We start from the raw sequence: 17,692 nt of genomic DNA on the forward strand, positions 1-17,692 counted from the left end.
CGCGCCTGGAAGCGCCGACAATCCCGTGTGGACTGTCATTCGGGGGACGAGGAACCGGATCTTTCCGTTCGGCGGGGGCGTAATCCTTGCAGGCTCCCGCGGCATGATGGAAGGAACCCCCATGCGCTACACGCTCGGTTGCAGCCTCTCTTACAACATCCTCTCGGACACGACCTTCATCTTCAACGTCGAAGTCGCGCGGCTTCGGAGCCTGCAGATCATCAGCGAGACCTTGACGCTGAACCCCAACCTCAAGCGCGACATCTACGTCACGCCCGATCTCCTGAACCGTTACCTCGGCGTCAACGTGCCGGTCGGACAGTTCTCGCTGGAGTACAATGCCGAGGTCGAGCTCACCGTGCACCGGGCCGACCCGGCGACGATCAACGAGACTCCGATCGCGCAACTGCCCCTCGACATCCTGCCCTTCCTGCTGCCGAGCCGCTTCGTCTCCTCCGATCGTCTGACGCCCTTCGCGCTGGCCGAGTTCGGCGCCCTGCCGAAGGGCCATCAGCGGGTCAACGCGATCTGCAACTGGATTCACGACCACCTCACCTACCAGCCGGGGACCAGCGACGGCGAGACGACCGCCGACGAGAGCCTCCTCAAGCGGGCCGGCGTCTGCCGTGACTTCGCCCATATCGGCACCGCCTTCTGCCGGGCACTCGGCATCCCGGCCCGCTTCGTCAGCTGCTATGCCCACGGCCTCGTGCCGAGCGACTTTCATGCGGTCTTCGAGGCCTATCTCGACGGACGCTGGTGGCTGTTCGACGCCACGCGCCAGGCCGACCTCGATGGACTCGTGCGCATCGGTGTCGGCCGCGACGCCGCCGAGATCGCCTTCTCGACCCCCTGGGGCAACATGCAGCCGGTGAACCAACAGATCCGCATTGCCCGTTCGGACGGTCGGGGCAGCCCGCCCCAGCGTACGGTCGACGCGATCTCCACCGAGGAGCCGGCCCCGCACGCGGGCGCCATGTAGTCCGAACGTCCTCTCAGGCGAGACAGGATCACCGGATCCCTGCATCCTGTGATCCCGGATCGCGGCGCCTTCCCCCGGGCGGGCTACCGGATACCGAGCGGCAACGCAGGAGCGCGTCGAGTCATGGCCTATCGTCACGTCGTCGGCCCTCGCACCCATGTCTTCGCCGATCTCGCGACCCTGATGGCCAAGGCCACGCCGGTGCGCTCCGGCGACCGGCTCGCCGGCATCGCGGCCGAATCCGCCGAAGAGGAGATGGCGGCTCGCTGGTGTCTCGCCGAGGTTCCGCTCAGCGAGATCCTGGCGCGGCCGCTGATCGCCTACGAGGACGACGACGTCACCCGCCTCATCCTCGACACCCACGATGCGGGGGCCTTCGCGGCGATCGCGCACCTCACCGTCGGCGATTTTCGTGAATTCCTGCTCACCGCGTCGTCGGATACGCTCGCCCGGATCGCCCCGGGCATCACGCCCGAGATCGCGGCGGCTGTCTGCAAGATCATGCGCAATCAGGATCTCATCCTGGTGGCGCGCAAGTGCCGGGTGGTGACGCGCTTTCGCAGCACCATCGGCCTGCCGGGGCGCCTCGCCGTGCGGCTGCAGCCCAACCACCCGACGGACGATGCCGCCGGCATCACGGCCTCGATCATCGACGGCCTGTCCTACGGCTGCGGGGACGCGGTCATCGGCCTGAACCCGGCCTCCGATTCCGTCTCGGCCCTGAGCGCCCTCCTCCACCTCATCGACGACCTGATCCAGCGCCTCGAGATCCCGACGCAGGGCTGCATCCTCACCCATGTCACCACGACGCTCGAGGCGATGAACCGGGGCCTTCCGGTCGACCTGGTGTTTCAGTCGATCGCCGGCACGCAAGGGGCCAATGCCAGCTTCGGCGTCACCCTGCCCATCCTGAAGGAGGCGCACGAGGCGGCGCTCGCCCTCAAGCGCGGCACGGTGGGCGACAACTGCATGTATTTCGAGACCGGACAGGGCTCGGCCCTCTCGGCCGGCCAGCACCACGGCATCGACCAGCAGACCCTGGAGGCGCGGGCCTATGCGGTGGCGCGGCCGTTCCGGCCCCTCCTCGTCAACACGGTGGTGGGCTTCATCGGGCCGGAATACCTCTACGACGGCAAGGAGATCATCCGGGCCGGCCTGGAGGACCATTTCTGCGGCAAGCTCATGGGCGTGCCGCTGGGTTGCGACGTTTGCTACACCAACCATGCCGAAGCCGACCAGAACGACATGGACACCCTGCTCACCCTGCTGGGGGCGGCGGGCTGCAACTTCATCATGGGCGTGCCGGGGGCCGACGACGTGATGCTGAACTACCAGTCCACCTCGTTCCACGACTCGCTCTACCTGCGCGAGGTGCTCGGCCTGAAGCGCGCCCCGGAATTCGAGGCCTGGCTGGAACGGATCGGGCTGACCGACGCGGACGGCACCCTGGTGCCGGAGGGGCCGAGCGCCCGCCTCATCGCCGCGGCCCCCGGCCTCGCCGACCGGGACGTGGCGGCATGAGCGGCGATCGCACGACGGACGATCCCTGGGCGCGCCTCGCGCGGCTCACGCCCGCCCGCATCGGCCTCGGTCGGGCGGGCGCCGGTCTGCCGACGCGGGAAGTCCTGCGCTTCGGCCTCGCCCATGCCCAGGCCCGCGACGCGGTCCACACCGCCCTCGATGCGGAGGCGGTCTGCGCCGGCATCGCGTCGCTCGGCTTCGAAACCTTCACCGTCGCCTCGTCGGCGCCCGACCGGGCGACCTACCTGCGCCGGCCCGACCTCGGACGCGCGCTGAGCGACGCGTCGCGCGAGGCCCTGTCCGCCCGCGCCGGCGAGGCCGTGGATCTCGCCCTGGTGGTGGCGGACGGCCTCTCCGCCCGCGCGGTGCACGAGGGCGCGGCCGGCTTCCTCGCGGCCTTCAAGCCTTACGTCGCACGGGCCGGCTGGCGCCTGGCCCCGGTGATCGTGGCGGTTCAGGGCCGGGTTGCCCTGGGCGACGGCATCGGCGCCGCGCTGAAGGCCCGCGCCGTGGTCGTGCTGATCGGTGAGCGGCCCGGACTGTCCTCCCCGGACAGCCTCGGGGCCTATCTCACCCTCGATCCGCGCATCGGGCGCTCGGATGCCGAGCGCAACTGCATCTCGAACATCCGCCCGGCAGGCCTCTCGGCGGAGATCGCAGCCTTCAAGCTCGACTGGCTCCTGACCCAGGCCTTCGCCCTCGGCATTTCGGGTGTGAACCTGAAGGACGGAAGCGGCACCGCGCTCGAAGGCGGCGCGAAGCCGGTTCCCCTCGTGGGAGGCGCCTCACCCGGATCTTAGGCTGTGGCGGGGTGAACGCGTGAGTGATCGGGCGACGGGCGCGGACCTGAGCGCATGCCCATGGTGCCGTCCGACGCGGATGCGCCGACCCTTTCCCGATGCCGAAGACCGTCTATTCCGTCTGCGCTGCGTCAGTCCTGCGGCCCGGACAGGACCATCAGCATCAAGGCAACGTGGGCTGCGTTGGCGATCGCCCCGGACAGAGCCAGGCGCTTGGCTTTCTGACGCGATACGAGCACGACTTCGATGTCCTCGGTCGGCTCCGGATCGGACGCGCCGGCGACCACACCCGTGGCGCGGATGAGGTGCAGGCGATTGGCGTAGCGCGCCGGGTCGATGCTGAGCGTGGTCACGTGGGCGAGGGTCCCCCCGTGGAACCCGGTTTCCTCGCGGAGTTCGCGGGCGCCGACTGCGACGGCGTCGGTGTCCTGAGGGTCCATCACGCCTCCGGGAAGCTCGAGGCTGAGATCCTGAATTCCATGGCGGTACTGCCGGACCAGGACGACGCGATCGGCCTCATCCGTCGCGAAGACATGCACGAAGTCGGGAAATTCGAGAACGTAGTACGGCGCCACCGCGACCCCGGCGGGCGTGGAGCAATCGTCGGCTCTGACGCTGATCCACCGATCACGGAAGGCGTGGGCCGATCGATGGATCGTCCAGCGCTTATCACCGGTCATTCCTGATCCTCATCTGCAGCCGAGTGGCGATGCCGGGCGGCAGGGACCGATACCCTAAAAACCTGGAGACCACAGCGCGACCGGGCCGCGGTGAAGCTCCCGATCGTCGACGATCTCGGCGAGGTGCCGCTGCCGCCGACGGGGGCCGGGTTCTCGGCCGGAGCGGTGTCCCCTCATCCGGCGTCGGCAGCGTATCGCGATCCTGTCCGTTGTCCGGTTCAACGGCCACGGCCAGGACCCCTCGGCATCGGCCGTCATCACGCGTCAGGCATGTGAGGCTCGACGTGCGATCCAGGAGACGATCGCAGACCCGCGTGGCGGCCATCGCTCGGACGCCACGCTTGCTCCAGGCTGACAACGCACGGACCTTTAAGGACCGAACGTGGACCCTTGGGTCGGCTATCCATCAGCTATGGGCCAGCACCGCGAGCAGGAGCAGGGCGATGATGTTGGTGATCTTGATCGCCGGGTTCACGGCGGGGCCGGCCGTGTCCTTGTAGGGGTCGCCGACGGTGTCGCCCGTCACGGCCGCCTTGTGCGCGTCCGAGCCCTTGCCGCCGTGGTGGCCGTCCTCGATGTACTTCTTGGCGTTGTCCCAGGCGCCGCCGCCCGAGGTCATCGAGACGGCGACGTAGAGGCCGGTGAGGATCACGCCCAGCAGCATCGCCCCCACCGTGGCGAAGGCCTGGCTCTTGCCGGCGATGGGCTGGATCACGAAGAACAGCACGATCGGCGACAGCACCGGCAGCAGCGACGGCACGATCATCTCCTTGATCGCCGCCCGGGTCAGCATGTCGACGGCGCGGCCGTAATCCGGCCGGTCGGTGCCGGCCATGATGCCCGGCTTCTCGCGGAACTGCCGGCGGACCTCCTCCACCACGGCGCCCGCCGCGCGGCCCACCGCCGTCATCGCCATGCCGCTGAACAGGAACGGAATCAGTCCGCCCAGCAGCAGACCGACGACGACGTAGGGGTTCGAGAGCGAGAAATCGACGCTCACCCCCTGGAAGAAACGGTACTGCGTCGGGCTGGCATTGGCGATGAAGTAGTTCAGGTCGGAGGTGTAGGCGGCGAACAGCACCAGGGCGCCGAGGCCCGCCGAGCCGATGGCATAGCCCTTGGTCACCGCCTTGGTGGTGTTGCCGACCGCGTCGAGGGCGTCCGTGGACTTGCGCACGTCCGGCGGCAGGCCGGCCATCTCGGCGATGCCGCCCGCATTGTCGGTGACGGGACCGAAGGCATCGAGCGCCACGATGAAGCCGGCGAGCGCCAGCATCGCCGAGACCGCGATGGCGATGCCGAACAGGCCGGCCAGGGAGTAGGTGCTGATGATGCCCGCCACGATGACGAGGGCGGGGAGCGCTGTGGATTCGAGCGAGATCGCCAGGCCCTGGATCACGTTGGTGCCGTGGCCCGTCACCGAGGCGTCCGCGATGGACTTCACGGGCCGGAAGTTGGTGCCGGTGTAGTACTCGGTGATGACGACGATCAGCGCCGTGATGACGAGGCCGATCACCGCGCAGCCGAGGAGAGCCGCCGAGGTGAAGGTGACGCCCGCGTTGGTGGTGAAGGCCGTGCCGAGGCCGCCGAACAGGGCGTAGTTCACCCCCGCGATGGCCAGAACCGAGAGGAGGCCGGCCGTGATCAGCCCCTTGTAGAGCGCGCCCATGATCGACTGGTTAGCCCCGAGCCGGACCGCGTAGGTGCCGGCGATCGAGGTGAGGATGCAGGCCGAGCCGATGGCCAGCGGATAGAGCAGCATTGCCTCGAGCACGTTGCGCCCGCCGACATCGGTCTGCCCGGAAAAGAAGATTGCCGCCAGCACCATGGTGGCGACGACCGTCACCGCGTAGGTCTCGAACAGGTCGGCCGCCATGCCGGCGCAATCACCGACATTGTCGCCGACGTTGTCCGCGATGGTGGCGGGGTTGCGCGGGTCGTCCTCCGGAATCCCGGCCTCGACCTTGCCGACGAGGTCGCCGCCGACATCGGCGCCCTTGGTGAAGATGCCGCCGCCGAGGCGGGCGAAGATCGAGATCAGCGAGGCGCCGAAGCCCAGCGCCACCAGCGCGTCGATGACGTCGCGGCTGGCCGGAGACAGGCCGGCGATGCGCGTGAGATAGGCGTAGTAGAGCGCCACTCCGAGGAGCGCGAGGCCGGCCACGAACATGCCGGTGACGGCGCCGGACTTGAACGCCACGTCGAGGCCGGCGCCGAGGGAGGTCGAGGCGGCCTGGGCGGTGCGGACGTTGGCGCGCACCGAGACGTTCATGCCGATGAAGCCGGCCGCCCCCGACAGCACCGCGCCGATGAGGAAGCCGATGCCGACCTTCAGACCCAGGAAGTAGGCCAGGGCCACGAACAGCACGAGCCCGACGACCGCGATGGTTGCGTATTGGCGCCGGAGATAGGCCTGCGCGCCCTCCGCGATGGCGCCTGCAATTTCCTGCATGCGCGGGGTGCCGGCATCGCGCCGTAGAACGTCGTTGATCGTGAGGATGCCGTAGGCGACGGCGCAGAGCCCGCCCAGGATGATGAGCACCAATGCTGTCATGCGACCGTCCTTGATTGGATGATGTCCGCTGGGGGCTTGGGCGTCTTCTTGGTCGTCTCAGCCGTTTCCTGGACTTGCTGGCCGTGCGGGGTTCCGGGCGGCGATGGCAGGCTCGAGCCGCGCGCTCGGGAACCCGCATCGCGCCAGTATTGGTGTTTCGCTTCAGTGCGCGCCTGCTCTGAGTGCCAAACTTCCGAGGCACTTGCAAATGCTGCTTAGGTTTTTCATCCGCGAATATTGGTGCGTTGCAGCATCGGTGCGTGGTCGGCTGTCGATGCGGAGGGTCGCGTGCGCCGGCTCGGTGCCGCAATACGGGTTCGTGAGCGGGACGAGATCCTTGTCACCCCTCGGGATATCGTAGCATCACGCTGCGGGAACGTCCCCGGGCGCAGTCGTGAATATTTGTGAACGTGATGATAAGAGTAGTATTTGCTGCGATATTCGACACTCTCGAGGATTATTGTCTCCCAACAAGCCGATGGTCTTCTGGTGAACCAGATGAGGGAAGTTGCGAAATAATGCACTTTTCGGACGCGCGGACGATCGGCGCGTGATCGGGCGCAGCGGCGCGGTGCCCGGTATCGGACGGATCAGGCGCATATCCGTGCGTGCGGTCGGGGCCGGACGCGGATCAGGGCCCGGCGGTGACCCGGCGCTCCAGGCGCATCCGGGTGATGGCCGCGATCTCGGCAAGAGCTGCTTCCAACTCCGCTGTCGGCGAATGGGCTAGACGCCGTTCGAACTCCCGAAGGATCTCGGCGCGTCCGCGCCCGCGCACCGCGATGATGAAGGGGAAGCCGAAGCGCGCGCGATAGGCCGCGTTGAGGTGGTCGAAGCGGTCGAACTCCGCCGGGCTCATGCGGTCGAGGCCCGCGCTTCCCTGCTCGGAGACGGAGGCGTCGGTCATCTGCCGGCCCCTCGCCTCCGGGCCGGCGAGCTCGGGATGGGCGTTGAGCAGCGCGCGGACCTCCGCCGGCGAGGCCTCGCGGACCATCGCCACCATGGCGTCGTGGAGCGCGTCACGGCTCGCGAAGGGACGCGCCGCCCAGGCCCGCCATGCCACCCAGGGCGAGTGTTCGAAGACGCTGCCGAAATTGGCCACGAAGGCGTCCCGATCCATGCGGTTGACGTTCGCCAAGTCGACGGGTGCCAAGTCGACGGGTGCTAGGTCGACGGGCGCCGGGGCGATCGCGTCTGGCGCGGCGCGTGCCGGGCCGATGGTCGCTGCCGTAGTCAGCACGAGCGCGACGATCGTGGCTTTGAGCATGGGGCGGCCCGGCATGGTGCTCAGCTTCCGCGATAGGTCGCGTAGCTCCAGGGCGTTGTCAGCAGCGGTACGTGGTAGTGGGCCTTGCCGTCCGCGATGGAGAACTGCACCGGGACCGTGTCGAGGAAGGCCGGCTCGGCCAGCGGCGTGCCGAGGCTCCGGTAATACGCCGCGACATGGAAGACGATCTGGTAGCTGCCGGTCCTGAAGGCCTCGCCGGTCATCAGGGGTTTGTCGGTGCGCCCGTCCTTGTTGGTCTTCGTGGAGGCGACGAGGGCGTAGGTCTCGCCCTCCCGTCGATAGAAGTCGATGTCCATGCCGGCGGCCGGCTTGCCGTTCGCGGTGTCGAGGACGTGGGTCGTCAGGCGTCCGGTCTCCTCGGCCCGTGCTGGGGCCGTCAGCAGCGTGGCGGCTCCGATAAGGCCCGCGAGCAGTGCACGCCGCGATGATCCGAAGCCGTTCATGCGCATCTTCCCCCGTCGCGGCACCGCATCCGCGCGGGTCCGCACCGACCGAACTAGCAGGAACGATGCCGGGTTCTCCGGGCCAATCGTCAGAAATGGCTGAACGATCCGGTCCCGATGGACAATGGCCGCCCCGAGGCCTGCCGGAAGACCGAAACCCCCTGCCCCGCCGTGACCGTGCCAATGCAGGTCAGGGGCACGCCGACCGCCTCGGCCTCCGCCAGCAGGGCGTCCAGGCGCTCCGGCGCAACCGCGCAGAGGATCTCGTAGTCGTCGCCCCCGGTGACGATCGTCGGCAGCACCTCGGGGGCCGCCGCCAGGGCGCGGGCCGCCGCCTCGGACAGGGGCAGCGCGGCAAGATCGACGTCGGCCGAGAGCCCCTGCTCGTCCGGCCCACCCTTGAGCATCTTGGCGAGATCCCCGGCGAGTCCGTCCGAGACGTCCATCGCGGCCCGCGCATGCGCGCGCAGGACGGGCGCCAGGGCGATGCGCGGACGCGGGTGCCAGTAGCGGTCGATCAGGGCGGCACGGTCGGAGGCGTCGAGGGCCTCCGCCCAGGCCGCCGGCGGCGCTTTCCGCAGATGCAGCCCGAGGGCGGCATCGCCGATGGTACCGCTGACGCAGAGGCGGTCGCCGATTCGGGCTCCCAGGCGTCGGACCATGGCGCCCCGCGGCACCTCGCCGATGGCGGTGACGCCGATCAGTGCGGGTCCGGCCGCCCGCACGGTGTCGCCGCCGAGCAGCGCGCCGCCGAACGCGGCGAGCCCCGCGCCGAGCCCGGCCGCGAAGCCCGCGAGCCAGTCTTCGCTCCAATCGTCCGGCAGGGCCAGGGTGAGCAGGTAACCCCGCGGACTGGCACCCTTCGCGGCGAGGTCCGAGACGTTCACGCCGAGGGCCTTGCGGGCGATCGATGCGGGTGGGTCGTCGGGAAAGTAATGCACGCCGGCCACGATGGCGTCGGCGGTGAGAACGAGGTCGCAGCCGGGGCTCGGGGTCAGGGTGGCGGCGTCGTCGCGCAGGCCGTCCGCACCGGGGCCGGCCAGGGGGGCGAAGTAGCGGGCGATGAGGCCGTCCTCGTCGGGCCGGAGCCCGCCGGCCTCCGGCCGGTCTTCGGCCACGCGGCTCAGGCCCGCCCGGAGGCCGGCAAGCCGGCGAATTCATTGCCGCGTACCTCGCGCGCCACTTTGTCGAGGACGCCGTTGATCAGTCCCGGCTCGTCGCCGTCGTAGAAGCTGTGCGCGACGTCGACGTATTCGGAGATGGCGACGCGGGCCGGCACGTCGCGCCGGTACATCAGTTCATAGGCACCCGCACGCAGGATGGCGCGCAGCACCGTCTCGATGCGCTTCAGGGGCCAGCCCGCCGCGAGCGCCCCGTCGAGCTGCGGATCGATGGCGCGCTGCTCGTCGACGACCCCGCGCAGGAGGTCGCGGAAGAAGGCGATCTCGGCCTGCGGATGGGCGATGCCGTCGACCTCGCGACCGATCCAGAACGTCTCGAACTCGGCCAGCGCCTCGATCACGCCCTTGCCCGAGATCTCCATGTCGTAGAGCGCCTGCACCACGGCGAGGCGAGCACCGCTCCGTTCGGAGCTCTTCGACTCGGAATTCTTGGACTCGGAATTCTTGGCCATGATGTTCAATCCTCTCCGACCGACGCCGCCGATGCGTCGCGCTTCAGCGACAGCACCGCGAGCGCGGCCTCGGCGGCACCGCCGCCCTTGTTCAGTTCGGCGACCCGGGCGCGGGCCTGGGCCTGGGCCTCGGTCTCCACCGTCAGGATGCCGTTGCCGAGCGGCAGACGCAGGGTGACGGACAGGTCCATCAGGGCCCGCGCGCTCTCGCCCGCGACGATGTCGTAATGTCTGGTCTCGCCGCGGATGACGCAGCCCAGGGCCACCACGGCGTCGTAGGGCTGTCCTGCGCGAGCGGCGGCCTCGACCAGGATCGCGATGGCCGCAGGAATCTCCAGGGCACCCGGCACCGTCACCACGGTCGCCACCGCCTCGGCCGCCGCCAGGGCGCCTTCGGCGCCGGCCAGGAGCTCATCGGAGAGATCCTCGTAATAGCGGGCCTCCACCACGAGGACGCGCGCGCCCTTGACGTTGGCGGGGGCGGTGCGGACAGCGTAGGCGTGCGATACCATCGAGGGGCCTTCACGGATGCGATCGACGCTTGGCGCGCGGCCGGTCTGTCCCGGGCGGCAGCCCGACGGAGCGGCGCGTGCCGGCGTGCGCGGCTCGACCGGCGGGGGAATCCCTTCGATCGCAGGCGCGAGCGATAGACCGAAGGCGCGGTCGCGACAAGGCGAGGCTGAGCATCGCGGGGTCCCGCCCCGCGCCGCGATCATGCGTCGCGTACAGGCCGGCTCTCGGACAGGCGGGCGGCGTAGCGGGCGATGAGATCGACCTCGAGGTTGAGCCGGTCCCCGGCCCGGCGCTCGCCCCAGGTGGTGACCGCGAGGGTGTGCGGGATGAGGAGCACCGAGAACAGGTCGTCGTCCACGGTGTTCACGGTGAGCGAGGTGCCGTCGAGGCAGACGGACCCCTTCTCGGCGATGAAGCGCGCGAGCTGCGCCGGAGCCCGGAGGGTGAAGCGGTCGGAGGGAGCCCATTGCGGATCGCCCGCGCCACCCGTGACGGGATCGCGGGCGACGAGTTCGGCGAGACCGTCGACGTGGCCGGTGACGAGGTGGCCGCCGAGTTCGTCGCCGATCTTGAGGGAGCGCTCCAGGTTCAGGCGCCGGCCTTCCCGCCATTCCCCCACATGGGTGCGGGCGAGCGTCTCGGCCGCGGCGTCGATCGCGAAGATGCAGCCGCCCTCCACAGGCTCCACCGCCACCGCGGTGAGGCAGGGACCCGAGCAGGCGATGGAGGCGCCGAGGGCGATCGAGGCCGGATCGTAGTGCGAGCGGATGCGGATGCGGCGCAGGCGGTCATCGCCCTCGACCGACACCACTTCCCCGACATCCGTGACGAGACCGGTGAACATCTCAGACGCTCCGCTCATAGGTGACGGCCTGGTCGGGCCCGAGGGACCGGGTCTCGATCGCTCTGAGATGGCCATGGGCCAGGCGGTCCTGAAGGGCTGGTCCGATCGCCGGCAGGCCGCCGGCACCGCCGAGGGCGTTCGGGCCGGTGATCAGCGTGAAGACGTCGACGAGGTCGGCCCCCGCGAGGGCATCGGCGAGGCCGGGGCCGCCCTCGCAGCAGATCCGCGTCAGGCCGCGCTCGGCCAGGGCCCGCAGGGCCTCGGCAAGGTCGATCCGCCCGGTCCGGTCGGAATCGACGGCGATCACCTCGACCCCGAAGGAGGCGAGCATCCGCTTGGCGTGGATGGGCGCGCGTCGGGTGGTGACGATCAACGTCGGCACGTCCCGCGCGCTGCGCACCAGGTAGGTCGAGGGCAGGATGCGCAGGGATGAATCGAGCACCACCCGCAGGGGCGAGCGGTCGGACAGGCCCGGCAGCCGCACGGTCAGGGCGGGATCGTCGGCCCGAGCGGTGCCGATGCCGACCAGGATGGCGTCGGCGTGGGCGCGCCAGAGATGGACGGCCCCGTCCGCGATCGGCCCGGTGATGCGCAGGCGCTCGTTGGGCGCCCCGGCGAAACCGTCCCGGGTCTGGGCGAGCTTGAGGTGCAGGCTCGGCCGTCCCAGGGTCACGCGGGTGACGTGGCCACGGTGATCCCGCGCCGCCTCTTCCGACAGGAGACCGGTGGTCACCGCGATGCCCGCCTCCGCCAGGAGCCCGTGCCCCCGGCCGGCGACCCGGGAATCGGGATCCGTCAGGGCGGTGACGACCCGGGTGATTCCGGCTCCGATGATCGCGTCCGTGCACGGGGGCGTGCGTCCATGATGCGAGCACGGCTCCAGGCTGACGTAGAGGGTCGCGCCGCGCGCCGCCGCACCGGCCATCGCCAGGGCCATGGGCTCGGCGTGCGGTCGGCCGCCGGGCGCGGTGACGCCCTGCCCCACGATGCGTTCCACCCCCGGCTCGCCCGCGACCACCACGGCACCCACGGAGGGGTTCGGCCAGGTCCGTCCGAGGTTGCGATGCCCCAGGGCGAGGGCGAGGCGCATGAAACGCAGATCGGCGGCGCTGACGGGCATGTTCGAGGGCCGGCTCACGGGGACGACCGCGTCTGGCGCTTGGCCCGGAGCGGTGTCACGTGCGGCGGAAGCTCGATCTGGGGCGGAAGTTCGCCCGAGGGCGCATCGCACTCCGGTTTGGGGGCTGCCGACTCCTGCGCAACGGGGGGGGCGAGGGTACCGAGCAGCGCCTTGAAGTCGCTGGCCTCACGGAAATTCTTGTAGACCGAGGCGAAGCGCACATAGGCGACGTCGTCGAGACCCTTGAGACCCTCCATCACGAGTTCCCCGATGGCCTCGCTGCCGATCTCGGCCTCGCCGCTGCTCTCGAGCTGCCGGGTGATGCCGCTCACCAGGCGCTCGACACGCTCGGGGTCGACGGGGCGCTTGCGCAGGGCGACGCCAATGGAGCGCTGGAGCTTGTCGCGATCGAAGGGCACGCGCTTGCCCGAGCGCTTGAGCACCGTGAGTTCGCGCAACTGCACCCGCTCGAAGGTGGTGAAGCGACCGCCGCAATCCGGACAGACCCGGCGCCGGCGGATCGCCGCCGCGTCGTCACTCGGGCGCGAATCCTTCACCTGGGTGTCGGGACCGCCGCAATAGGGACACCGCATCGGACGGACACCTGGGTAAGCCGAAGATCGACAGAACGGGAGCGGCCGCGGACCCGAGGGTCCGCGGCCGCTGCATGGCATGGTGCGGGGCGCCGGTTCAAGCGCCGGAGAACAGCCCCTCCGGGGCGTCTCGTCTCAGCTGTAGATCGGGAAGCGGTCGGTGAGGGCGTGCACGCGGCTCTTCACGCTCGCCTCGATGGCGGGATCGCCCGCCTCGCCCTTGGCCACGAGGCCGTCGAGCACCTCGACGATGAAGCCGCCGATCTGCTTGAACTCGGCGACGCCGAAGCCGCGCGAGGTGCCGGCCGGGGTACCGAGGCGGATGCCCGAGGTGACCGTGGGCTTCTGCGTGTCGAACGGCACGCCGTTCTTGTTGCAGGTGATGTCGGCGCGGGAGAGCGCGGCTTCCGCTGCCTTTCCGGTGAGGCCCTTGCTGGTGAGGTCGACCAGCATGAGGTGGTTGTCGGTGCCGCCGGAGGTGATGTTGTAGCCGCTCGACATCAGCGTGTCGGCGAGCGCCTTGGCGTTCTCGATGACCTGCTTGGCGTAGATCTTAAACTCGGGCTTCAGGGCTTCGCCAAACGCCACGGCCTTGCCGGCGATGACGTGCATGAGCGGGCCGCCCTGGAGGCCGGGGAAGATCGCCGAGTTGAACTTCTTGGCGAGCGCCTCGTCGTTCGTCAGGATCATGCCGCCGCGCGGGCCGCGCAGGGTCTTGTGGGTGGTGGTGGTGACGACGTGGGCGTGCGGGAACGGCGACGGGTGGACGCCGGCCGCGATCAGGCCCGCGAAATGGGCCGCGTCGACGAAGAAGTAGGCTCCGACGGCATCGGCGATCTCGCGGAACTTCGCGAAGTCCCAGTGACGCGGGTAGCCGGAGCCACCGGCGATGATGACCTTGGGCTTGTGCTCGTGCGCGAGGGCCTCGACCTGCTCCATGTCGATGCGCTGGTCGTCGCGGCGCACGGTGTAGGAGACCGGCTTGAACCACTTGCCCGAGACGTTCGGGGGGGCGCCGTGGGTGAGGTGGCCGCCGGCCGCGAGGTCGAGACCCATGAAGGTGTCGCCCGGCTGCATCAGGGCCATGAACACGCCCTGGTTCGCCTGGGAGCCGGAATTCGGCTGCACGTTCGCGAAGCCACAGTTGAACAGGCGCTTGGCGCGCTCGATGGCGAGGTTCTCGGCGATGTCGACGAACTGGCAGCCGCCGTAGTAGCGCCGGCCCGGATACCCTTCCGCGTACTTGTTGGTGAGGACCGAGCCCTGCGCCTCAAGGACGGCGCGCGAGACGATGTTCTCGGAGGCGATCAGCTCGATCTCGTGCTGCTGGCGGCCGAGTTCCTGAGCCACCGCCTGGGCGATCTCCGGATCCGCGTCCGTGAGGGGAGCCGCAAAGAACGAGTTGGAGAAGTGCTTGTCGGCAGCAGTACCGGCGCTCATGGAAAGCCTCGATTGTTGAACGGGCGGACGCACCCGTAATCCGCTGGCGTTGGGCGGGCGGGCGTTCGAAGGCTGGATTACTACACGGGCCCGGTTCCAAGGCCAAGCACAGGCATTTTTTTGCGGGTCGTCAAAAAAATTCAGCGCAGAGCGCGACGTGATGCGTCGCGGACGCAACAACCCGTGTCGTGGCGTCGCATCCGCCATGCAAAAGGCCCGCGCTTTTCAGCGCGGGCCCGAATTGCGGACAGTCTTGCCGTCTCGCGTGAAGTTTAGTTCTCCTCGTCGCCCGGCTCGAAGCTCTGAACCGGTTCGGCACTGGCGACGGGAGTCGGTGCCGAGAGGGTCGAGGGCACGTTCACGCCGTCGCGCTTGTAGATGTCGTCTCGGAACTGAACGAGGCCGTCCGGGGTCGACCAGGCGGTGATGTAGGTCCAGTAGACCGGCACCGGAGAGGACAGCGTGGCATCGACGCGCTTGCCGCTCTCGATGGCCTGCTCGACCTGCTCGCGGCCCCAGCCGGGCGTGTCCTTCAGGAGCCAAGTGATGTACTCGCGCACGTTCTGCACGCGCACGCAGCCCGAGGAGATGAAGCGGAAATCGTCGCCGTAGACACCCTTCGAGTTCGTGTCGTGCATGAACACGCCGTAGGGGTTCGGGATGTTGATGCGCACGATGCCCATCGAGTTGAAGTCGGCGCCCGAATCCTGGCGGTAGCGGTAGCGCGTGCCCTCGTCCGAGTTCCAGTTCACCGAGGCCGGCGAGATCTCGTTGTCGCCCGCGAAGATGCGGATCTTGTTCTCGGTGAGGTAGGTCGGGTCCTTCTGCATCTTGGGGATGAGGTCCTTTTTCACGATGGAAGCCGGGACCGTCCAGAAGGGATTGAAATTGATCTGCGTCGCCTTGGTGTTCATGATCGGCGATTGACGGTCGATCTTGCCGACGCCGGCGGCGTGGAGGGTCACGACCTGGCCGTTCTCCACCGTCTGCACCAGGGCGGCGGGGATGTTGGTGATGACGAAGCGGTTGCCGAGGTTGCCGGCGTAGGAGCGCAGGCGCACCACGTTGATCTCGAGCTGGTGCAGGCGCACGTCGGCGGGCACGTTCATGGCCGCCTGCGTGGTCTGGCTCATGGCACCGGTCTGGCTGAGGCCGTGCCGGGCCTGGAAGCGCTTCACGCCGGCCGCGACGTAGGAATCGTACACGCCCGAGCCACCCGAGGCCGGATCGAGATCGCCCGTGATGATCAGGCGCTGGCGCAGGGCCGCGACCGCCGGGCCCTTGGCGCCGACGCGCAGGCGGTCGGCGCCCGAGACGGGCTTCCAGCCGCCGCGATTGACGATGTCGCGGTAGCGCTCGATCATCTGCTCGGTGGCCGCCACGGTCTGGGGCGACAGGATCGGCGTGGAGGAGCGCTGCACCTGCATGGCGGCGGGCGAGGCGTAGTCCTGCGCCCATTCGGCCTGGGCGAATCCGCCGGCCTCGCGCGCCATCGCGGACGAACCGAGGACGCCCGCCGACGCGAGCAGTGCAAGGCCGAGCGACCGGGTGTGGAAAGCCTGTTTCAGCATCGGACGTGAACTCTGATCTGATTTACGAAGCGACATGTGGCGCCCGTGATCCCAAACGCGCCGCGCCGGGACTTCGAACTCCCCGTGCCGCGAACGTGTCGGGGTAGGGTTAAGAACTCATGGTCACCCGGCCACATTGTGGCATAGCGGGGTTTATCCCCGCGATCCCCGAACACAGCCCCTCGACTGCGGCCCGTGCGCCACAGCACCGTGCGGCGTTCCGCGATCGGCATGGCGCCCGCACGCCCGATGGCGTAAGTCGAGTAACGATGACGTTCCCGGCACATCAGGCAGGCCACGGAGGTTGGGCCCCCTTGCGCGCGGTCACTGCGGTGATCGCGCTGTACGCGTTCGTGCTGAACGCCATCCTGGGCGGGCTCGTCCCCTTGCCCGCCTCGATCTCGCACGGCGTTCTGTGTCTCGGGCAGGCGGACGACGCGAGTCCGGCCGTGCCGGACCCCTCCCATGCCCATCATCAGTCCTGCTGTACCGTGGCCGGGCCGATGCTGCAGGTGGCCCTGCCGGAGATCGATGCCCACGCCGTCGTCTGGCCTCCCCGCGCCGTCCTGAGCCGCATCGCGTGGCAGCGTAAGGCCGCCCACTTCGTGCGCGGTCCGCCGGGCGCGATACCCCGGCCGCGCGGTCCCCCCGTCGTCTGAAGCGATCACACACTTCCGATCCCTTCCGACACGGACTCGACTCATGACCCGCATTCTCCACGCCGCGCCCCTCGCCGGCCTCGTGCTCTCCCTTGCGCTGACCACCACCGCCGCCCGCGCGCACGCCACCCTCGAGCGCAAGGAGGCGACCCCCAACGCCAGCTATCGCGGCGTGGTCCAGATCACCCATGGCTGCGACGGGCAGCCGACCAACCGCGTCAGCGTCACCATCCCGGAAGGCATCGTGGGCGCCAAGCCGATGCCGAAGCCCGGCTGGACCGTGACCACCGAGAAGGGCCCCTACGCCCGTGCCTATCCCTATTTCCACGGCGATATCCGCGAGGGCGTGAAGACCATCACCTGGACCGGAGGCAGTCTGCCGGACGATCAGGTCGACGAATTCACCTTCCTGGCGCGGGTCACGGATGCCTTCGCCCCAGGCGCCACGGTCTACTTCCCCATCGAGCAGGATTGCGCGAAGGGAAAGTATCGCTGGAGCGAGATCCCGGTCGCGGGCCAGGACGCCCATACCCTCAAGTCGCCCGCCCCCGGGGTCCGGGTCGTCGCGGCCGCGACCAAAACGGCGCCCGCCGGCGCGGCCGCCTCCACGAGCGTGAAGGCCGGCGACCTCACTATCGAGACGCCCTGGATCCGCGCGACCCCCGGCGGCGCCAAGGTGGCGGGCGGCTACGTGCGCATCACCAATACCGGCACGCAGGCCGACCGGCTCACCGGCACCGCGATCCCGCTCGCTGCGCGCGGCTCGATCCATTCCATGAGCATGGACGGGAGCGTGATGAAGATGGCCCCGGTCGAGTGCGGCCTCACCATCAAGCCCGGCGAGACGGTGGAGCTGAAGCCGGGCGGCCTGCACCTCATGTTCGAGGGTCTCAACGGCGCGCCGAAGGCCGGCGACGTGATCCAGGGCAGCCTGACCTTCGAGCGGGCCGGAAGCGTACCGGTGAGCTTCAGCGTCGCGCCGATCGGGGCTTCGAAGCCCGGCGCGCCCGCAACGTCGGATCATCACAACCACTGAGCGCGCACCGGCGCG

Annotated in this window: 17 protein-coding genes; 5 read left to right on the forward strand and 12 right to left on the reverse strand. The window is 69.4% G+C overall.

Annotated features, from left to right (window positions below):
• The first annotated feature begins 121 nt into the window (after window positions 1–121).
• The 3 genes from MKK58_RS23850 to eutC all read left to right on the forward strand — a co-directional run bounded on the left by MKK58_RS23850 (window position 122) and on the right by eutC (window position 3,303).
• Window positions 122–982: a transglutaminase-like domain-containing protein gene (locus tag MKK58_RS23850; RefSeq protein ID WP_243915444.1), complete on the forward strand. Its 861-nt coding sequence runs from the start codon at window positions 122–124 to the stop codon at window positions 980–982.
• Between the two features lie 123 nt (window positions 983–1,105).
• On the forward strand, window positions 1,106–2,503 hold the full coding sequence (locus MKK58_RS23855) for an ethanolamine ammonia-lyase subunit EutB (RefSeq protein ID WP_243915445.1): 1,398 nt from the start codon (window positions 1,106–1,108) through the stop codon (window positions 2,501–2,503).
• Window positions 2,500–3,303 (forward strand): ethanolamine ammonia-lyase subunit EutC, encoded by an 804-nt coding sequence (eutC, locus tag MKK58_RS23860; protein ID WP_243915446.1) that lies wholly within the window; start codon window positions 2,500–2,502, stop codon window positions 3,301–3,303. The genes MKK58_RS23855 and eutC overlap by 4 nt, the downstream gene beginning before the upstream one ends.
• A gap of 131 nt (window positions 3,304–3,434) precedes the next feature.
• Here the strand turns inward: eutC and MKK58_RS23865 are convergent, their stop codons facing one another.
• The 12 genes from MKK58_RS23865 to MKK58_RS23920 all read right to left on the reverse strand — a co-directional run bounded on the left by MKK58_RS23865 (window position 3,435) and on the right by MKK58_RS23920 (window position 15,982).
• Window positions 3,435–3,878 carry an NUDIX hydrolase gene (locus MKK58_RS23865; protein WP_243915447.1) on the reverse strand — a complete coding sequence of 148 codons (444 nt, stop codon included), beginning with the start codon at window positions 3,876–3,878 and terminating at the stop codon, window positions 3,435–3,437.
• A 511-nt stretch (window positions 3,879–4,389) separates the two neighbouring features.
• On the reverse strand, window positions 4,390–6,537 hold the full coding sequence (locus tag MKK58_RS23870; protein ID WP_243915448.1) for a sodium-translocating pyrophosphatase: 2,148 nt from the start codon (window positions 6,535–6,537) through the stop codon (window positions 4,390–4,392).
• Between the two features lie 631 nt (window positions 6,538–7,168).
• Entirely contained in the window at window positions 7,169–7,819 is a 651-nt protein-coding gene (uraD, locus tag MKK58_RS23875) for a 2-oxo-4-hydroxy-4-carboxy-5-ureidoimidazoline decarboxylase (RefSeq protein WP_243915449.1), read from the reverse strand.
• Window positions 7,820–7,824: 5 nt separating this feature from the next.
• Window positions 7,825–8,268, reverse strand: coding sequence for a hydroxyisourate hydrolase (uraH, locus tag MKK58_RS23880; RefSeq protein ID WP_279578528.1), 444 nt, complete (start codon window positions 8,266–8,268; stop codon window positions 7,825–7,827).
• Between the two features lie 89 nt (window positions 8,269–8,357).
• Window positions 8,358–9,386: a thiamine-phosphate kinase gene (gene thiL, locus MKK58_RS23885; protein WP_243915450.1), complete on the reverse strand. Its 1,029-nt coding sequence runs from the start codon at window positions 9,384–9,386 to the stop codon at window positions 8,358–8,360.
• A gap of 5 nt (window positions 9,387–9,391) precedes the next feature.
• Entirely contained in the window at window positions 9,392–9,901 is a 510-nt protein-coding gene (gene nusB, locus MKK58_RS23890) for a transcription antitermination factor NusB (RefSeq protein WP_243915451.1), read from the reverse strand.
• A 5-nt stretch (window positions 9,902–9,906) separates the two neighbouring features.
• Complete coding sequence (gene ribH, locus MKK58_RS23895; protein WP_243915452.1) at window positions 9,907–10,413, reverse strand: 6,7-dimethyl-8-ribityllumazine synthase; 507 nt, start codon at window positions 10,411–10,413, stop codon at window positions 9,907–9,909.
• A gap of 200 nt (window positions 10,414–10,613) precedes the next feature.
• On the reverse strand, window positions 10,614–11,258 hold the full coding sequence (locus MKK58_RS23900; protein WP_243915453.1) for a riboflavin synthase: 645 nt from the start codon (window positions 11,256–11,258) through the stop codon (window positions 10,614–10,616).
• A gap of 1 nt (window position 11,259) precedes the next feature.
• Window positions 11,260–12,378, reverse strand: coding sequence for a bifunctional diaminohydroxyphosphoribosylaminopyrimidine deaminase/5-amino-6-(5-phosphoribosylamino)uracil reductase RibD (ribD, locus tag MKK58_RS23905; protein WP_243915454.1), 1,119 nt, complete (start codon window positions 12,376–12,378; stop codon window positions 11,260–11,262).
• Window positions 12,379–12,392: 14 nt separating this feature from the next.
• Complete coding sequence (gene nrdR, locus MKK58_RS23910) at window positions 12,393–12,971, reverse strand: transcriptional regulator NrdR (RefSeq protein WP_243915455.1); 579 nt, start codon at window positions 12,969–12,971, stop codon at window positions 12,393–12,395.
• Window positions 12,972–13,106: 135 nt separating this feature from the next.
• Entirely contained in the window at window positions 13,107–14,411 is a 1,305-nt protein-coding gene (gene glyA, locus MKK58_RS23915) for a serine hydroxymethyltransferase (RefSeq protein WP_243915456.1), read from the reverse strand.
• Between the two features lie 272 nt (window positions 14,412–14,683).
• The gene (locus MKK58_RS23920; RefSeq protein WP_243915457.1) at window positions 14,684–15,982 is read right to left on the reverse strand and encodes a murein L,D-transpeptidase; all 1,299 of its coding nucleotides are present in this window, start codon (window positions 15,980–15,982) and stop codon (window positions 14,684–14,686) included.
• Between the two features lie 314 nt (window positions 15,983–16,296).
• Here MKK58_RS23920 and MKK58_RS23925 point away from each other — a divergent pair, with 314 nt between their 5' ends.
• Complete coding sequence (locus tag MKK58_RS23925; RefSeq protein WP_243915458.1) at window positions 16,297–16,641, forward strand: hypothetical protein; 345 nt, start codon at window positions 16,297–16,299, stop codon at window positions 16,639–16,641.
• 43 nt (window positions 16,642–16,684) lie between these two features.
• A complete protein-coding gene (locus MKK58_RS23930) occupies window positions 16,685–17,677 on the forward strand; it encodes a DUF1775 domain-containing protein (protein ID WP_243915459.1) in 993 nt (330 codons plus the stop codon).
• The last annotated feature ends 15 nt before the right edge of the window (window positions 17,678–17,692 follow it).

Source organism: Methylobacterium sp. J-078 (assembly GCF_022829285.1).
Taxonomy (GTDB): Bacteria; Pseudomonadota; Alphaproteobacteria; order Rhizobiales; family Beijerinckiaceae; genus Methylobacterium.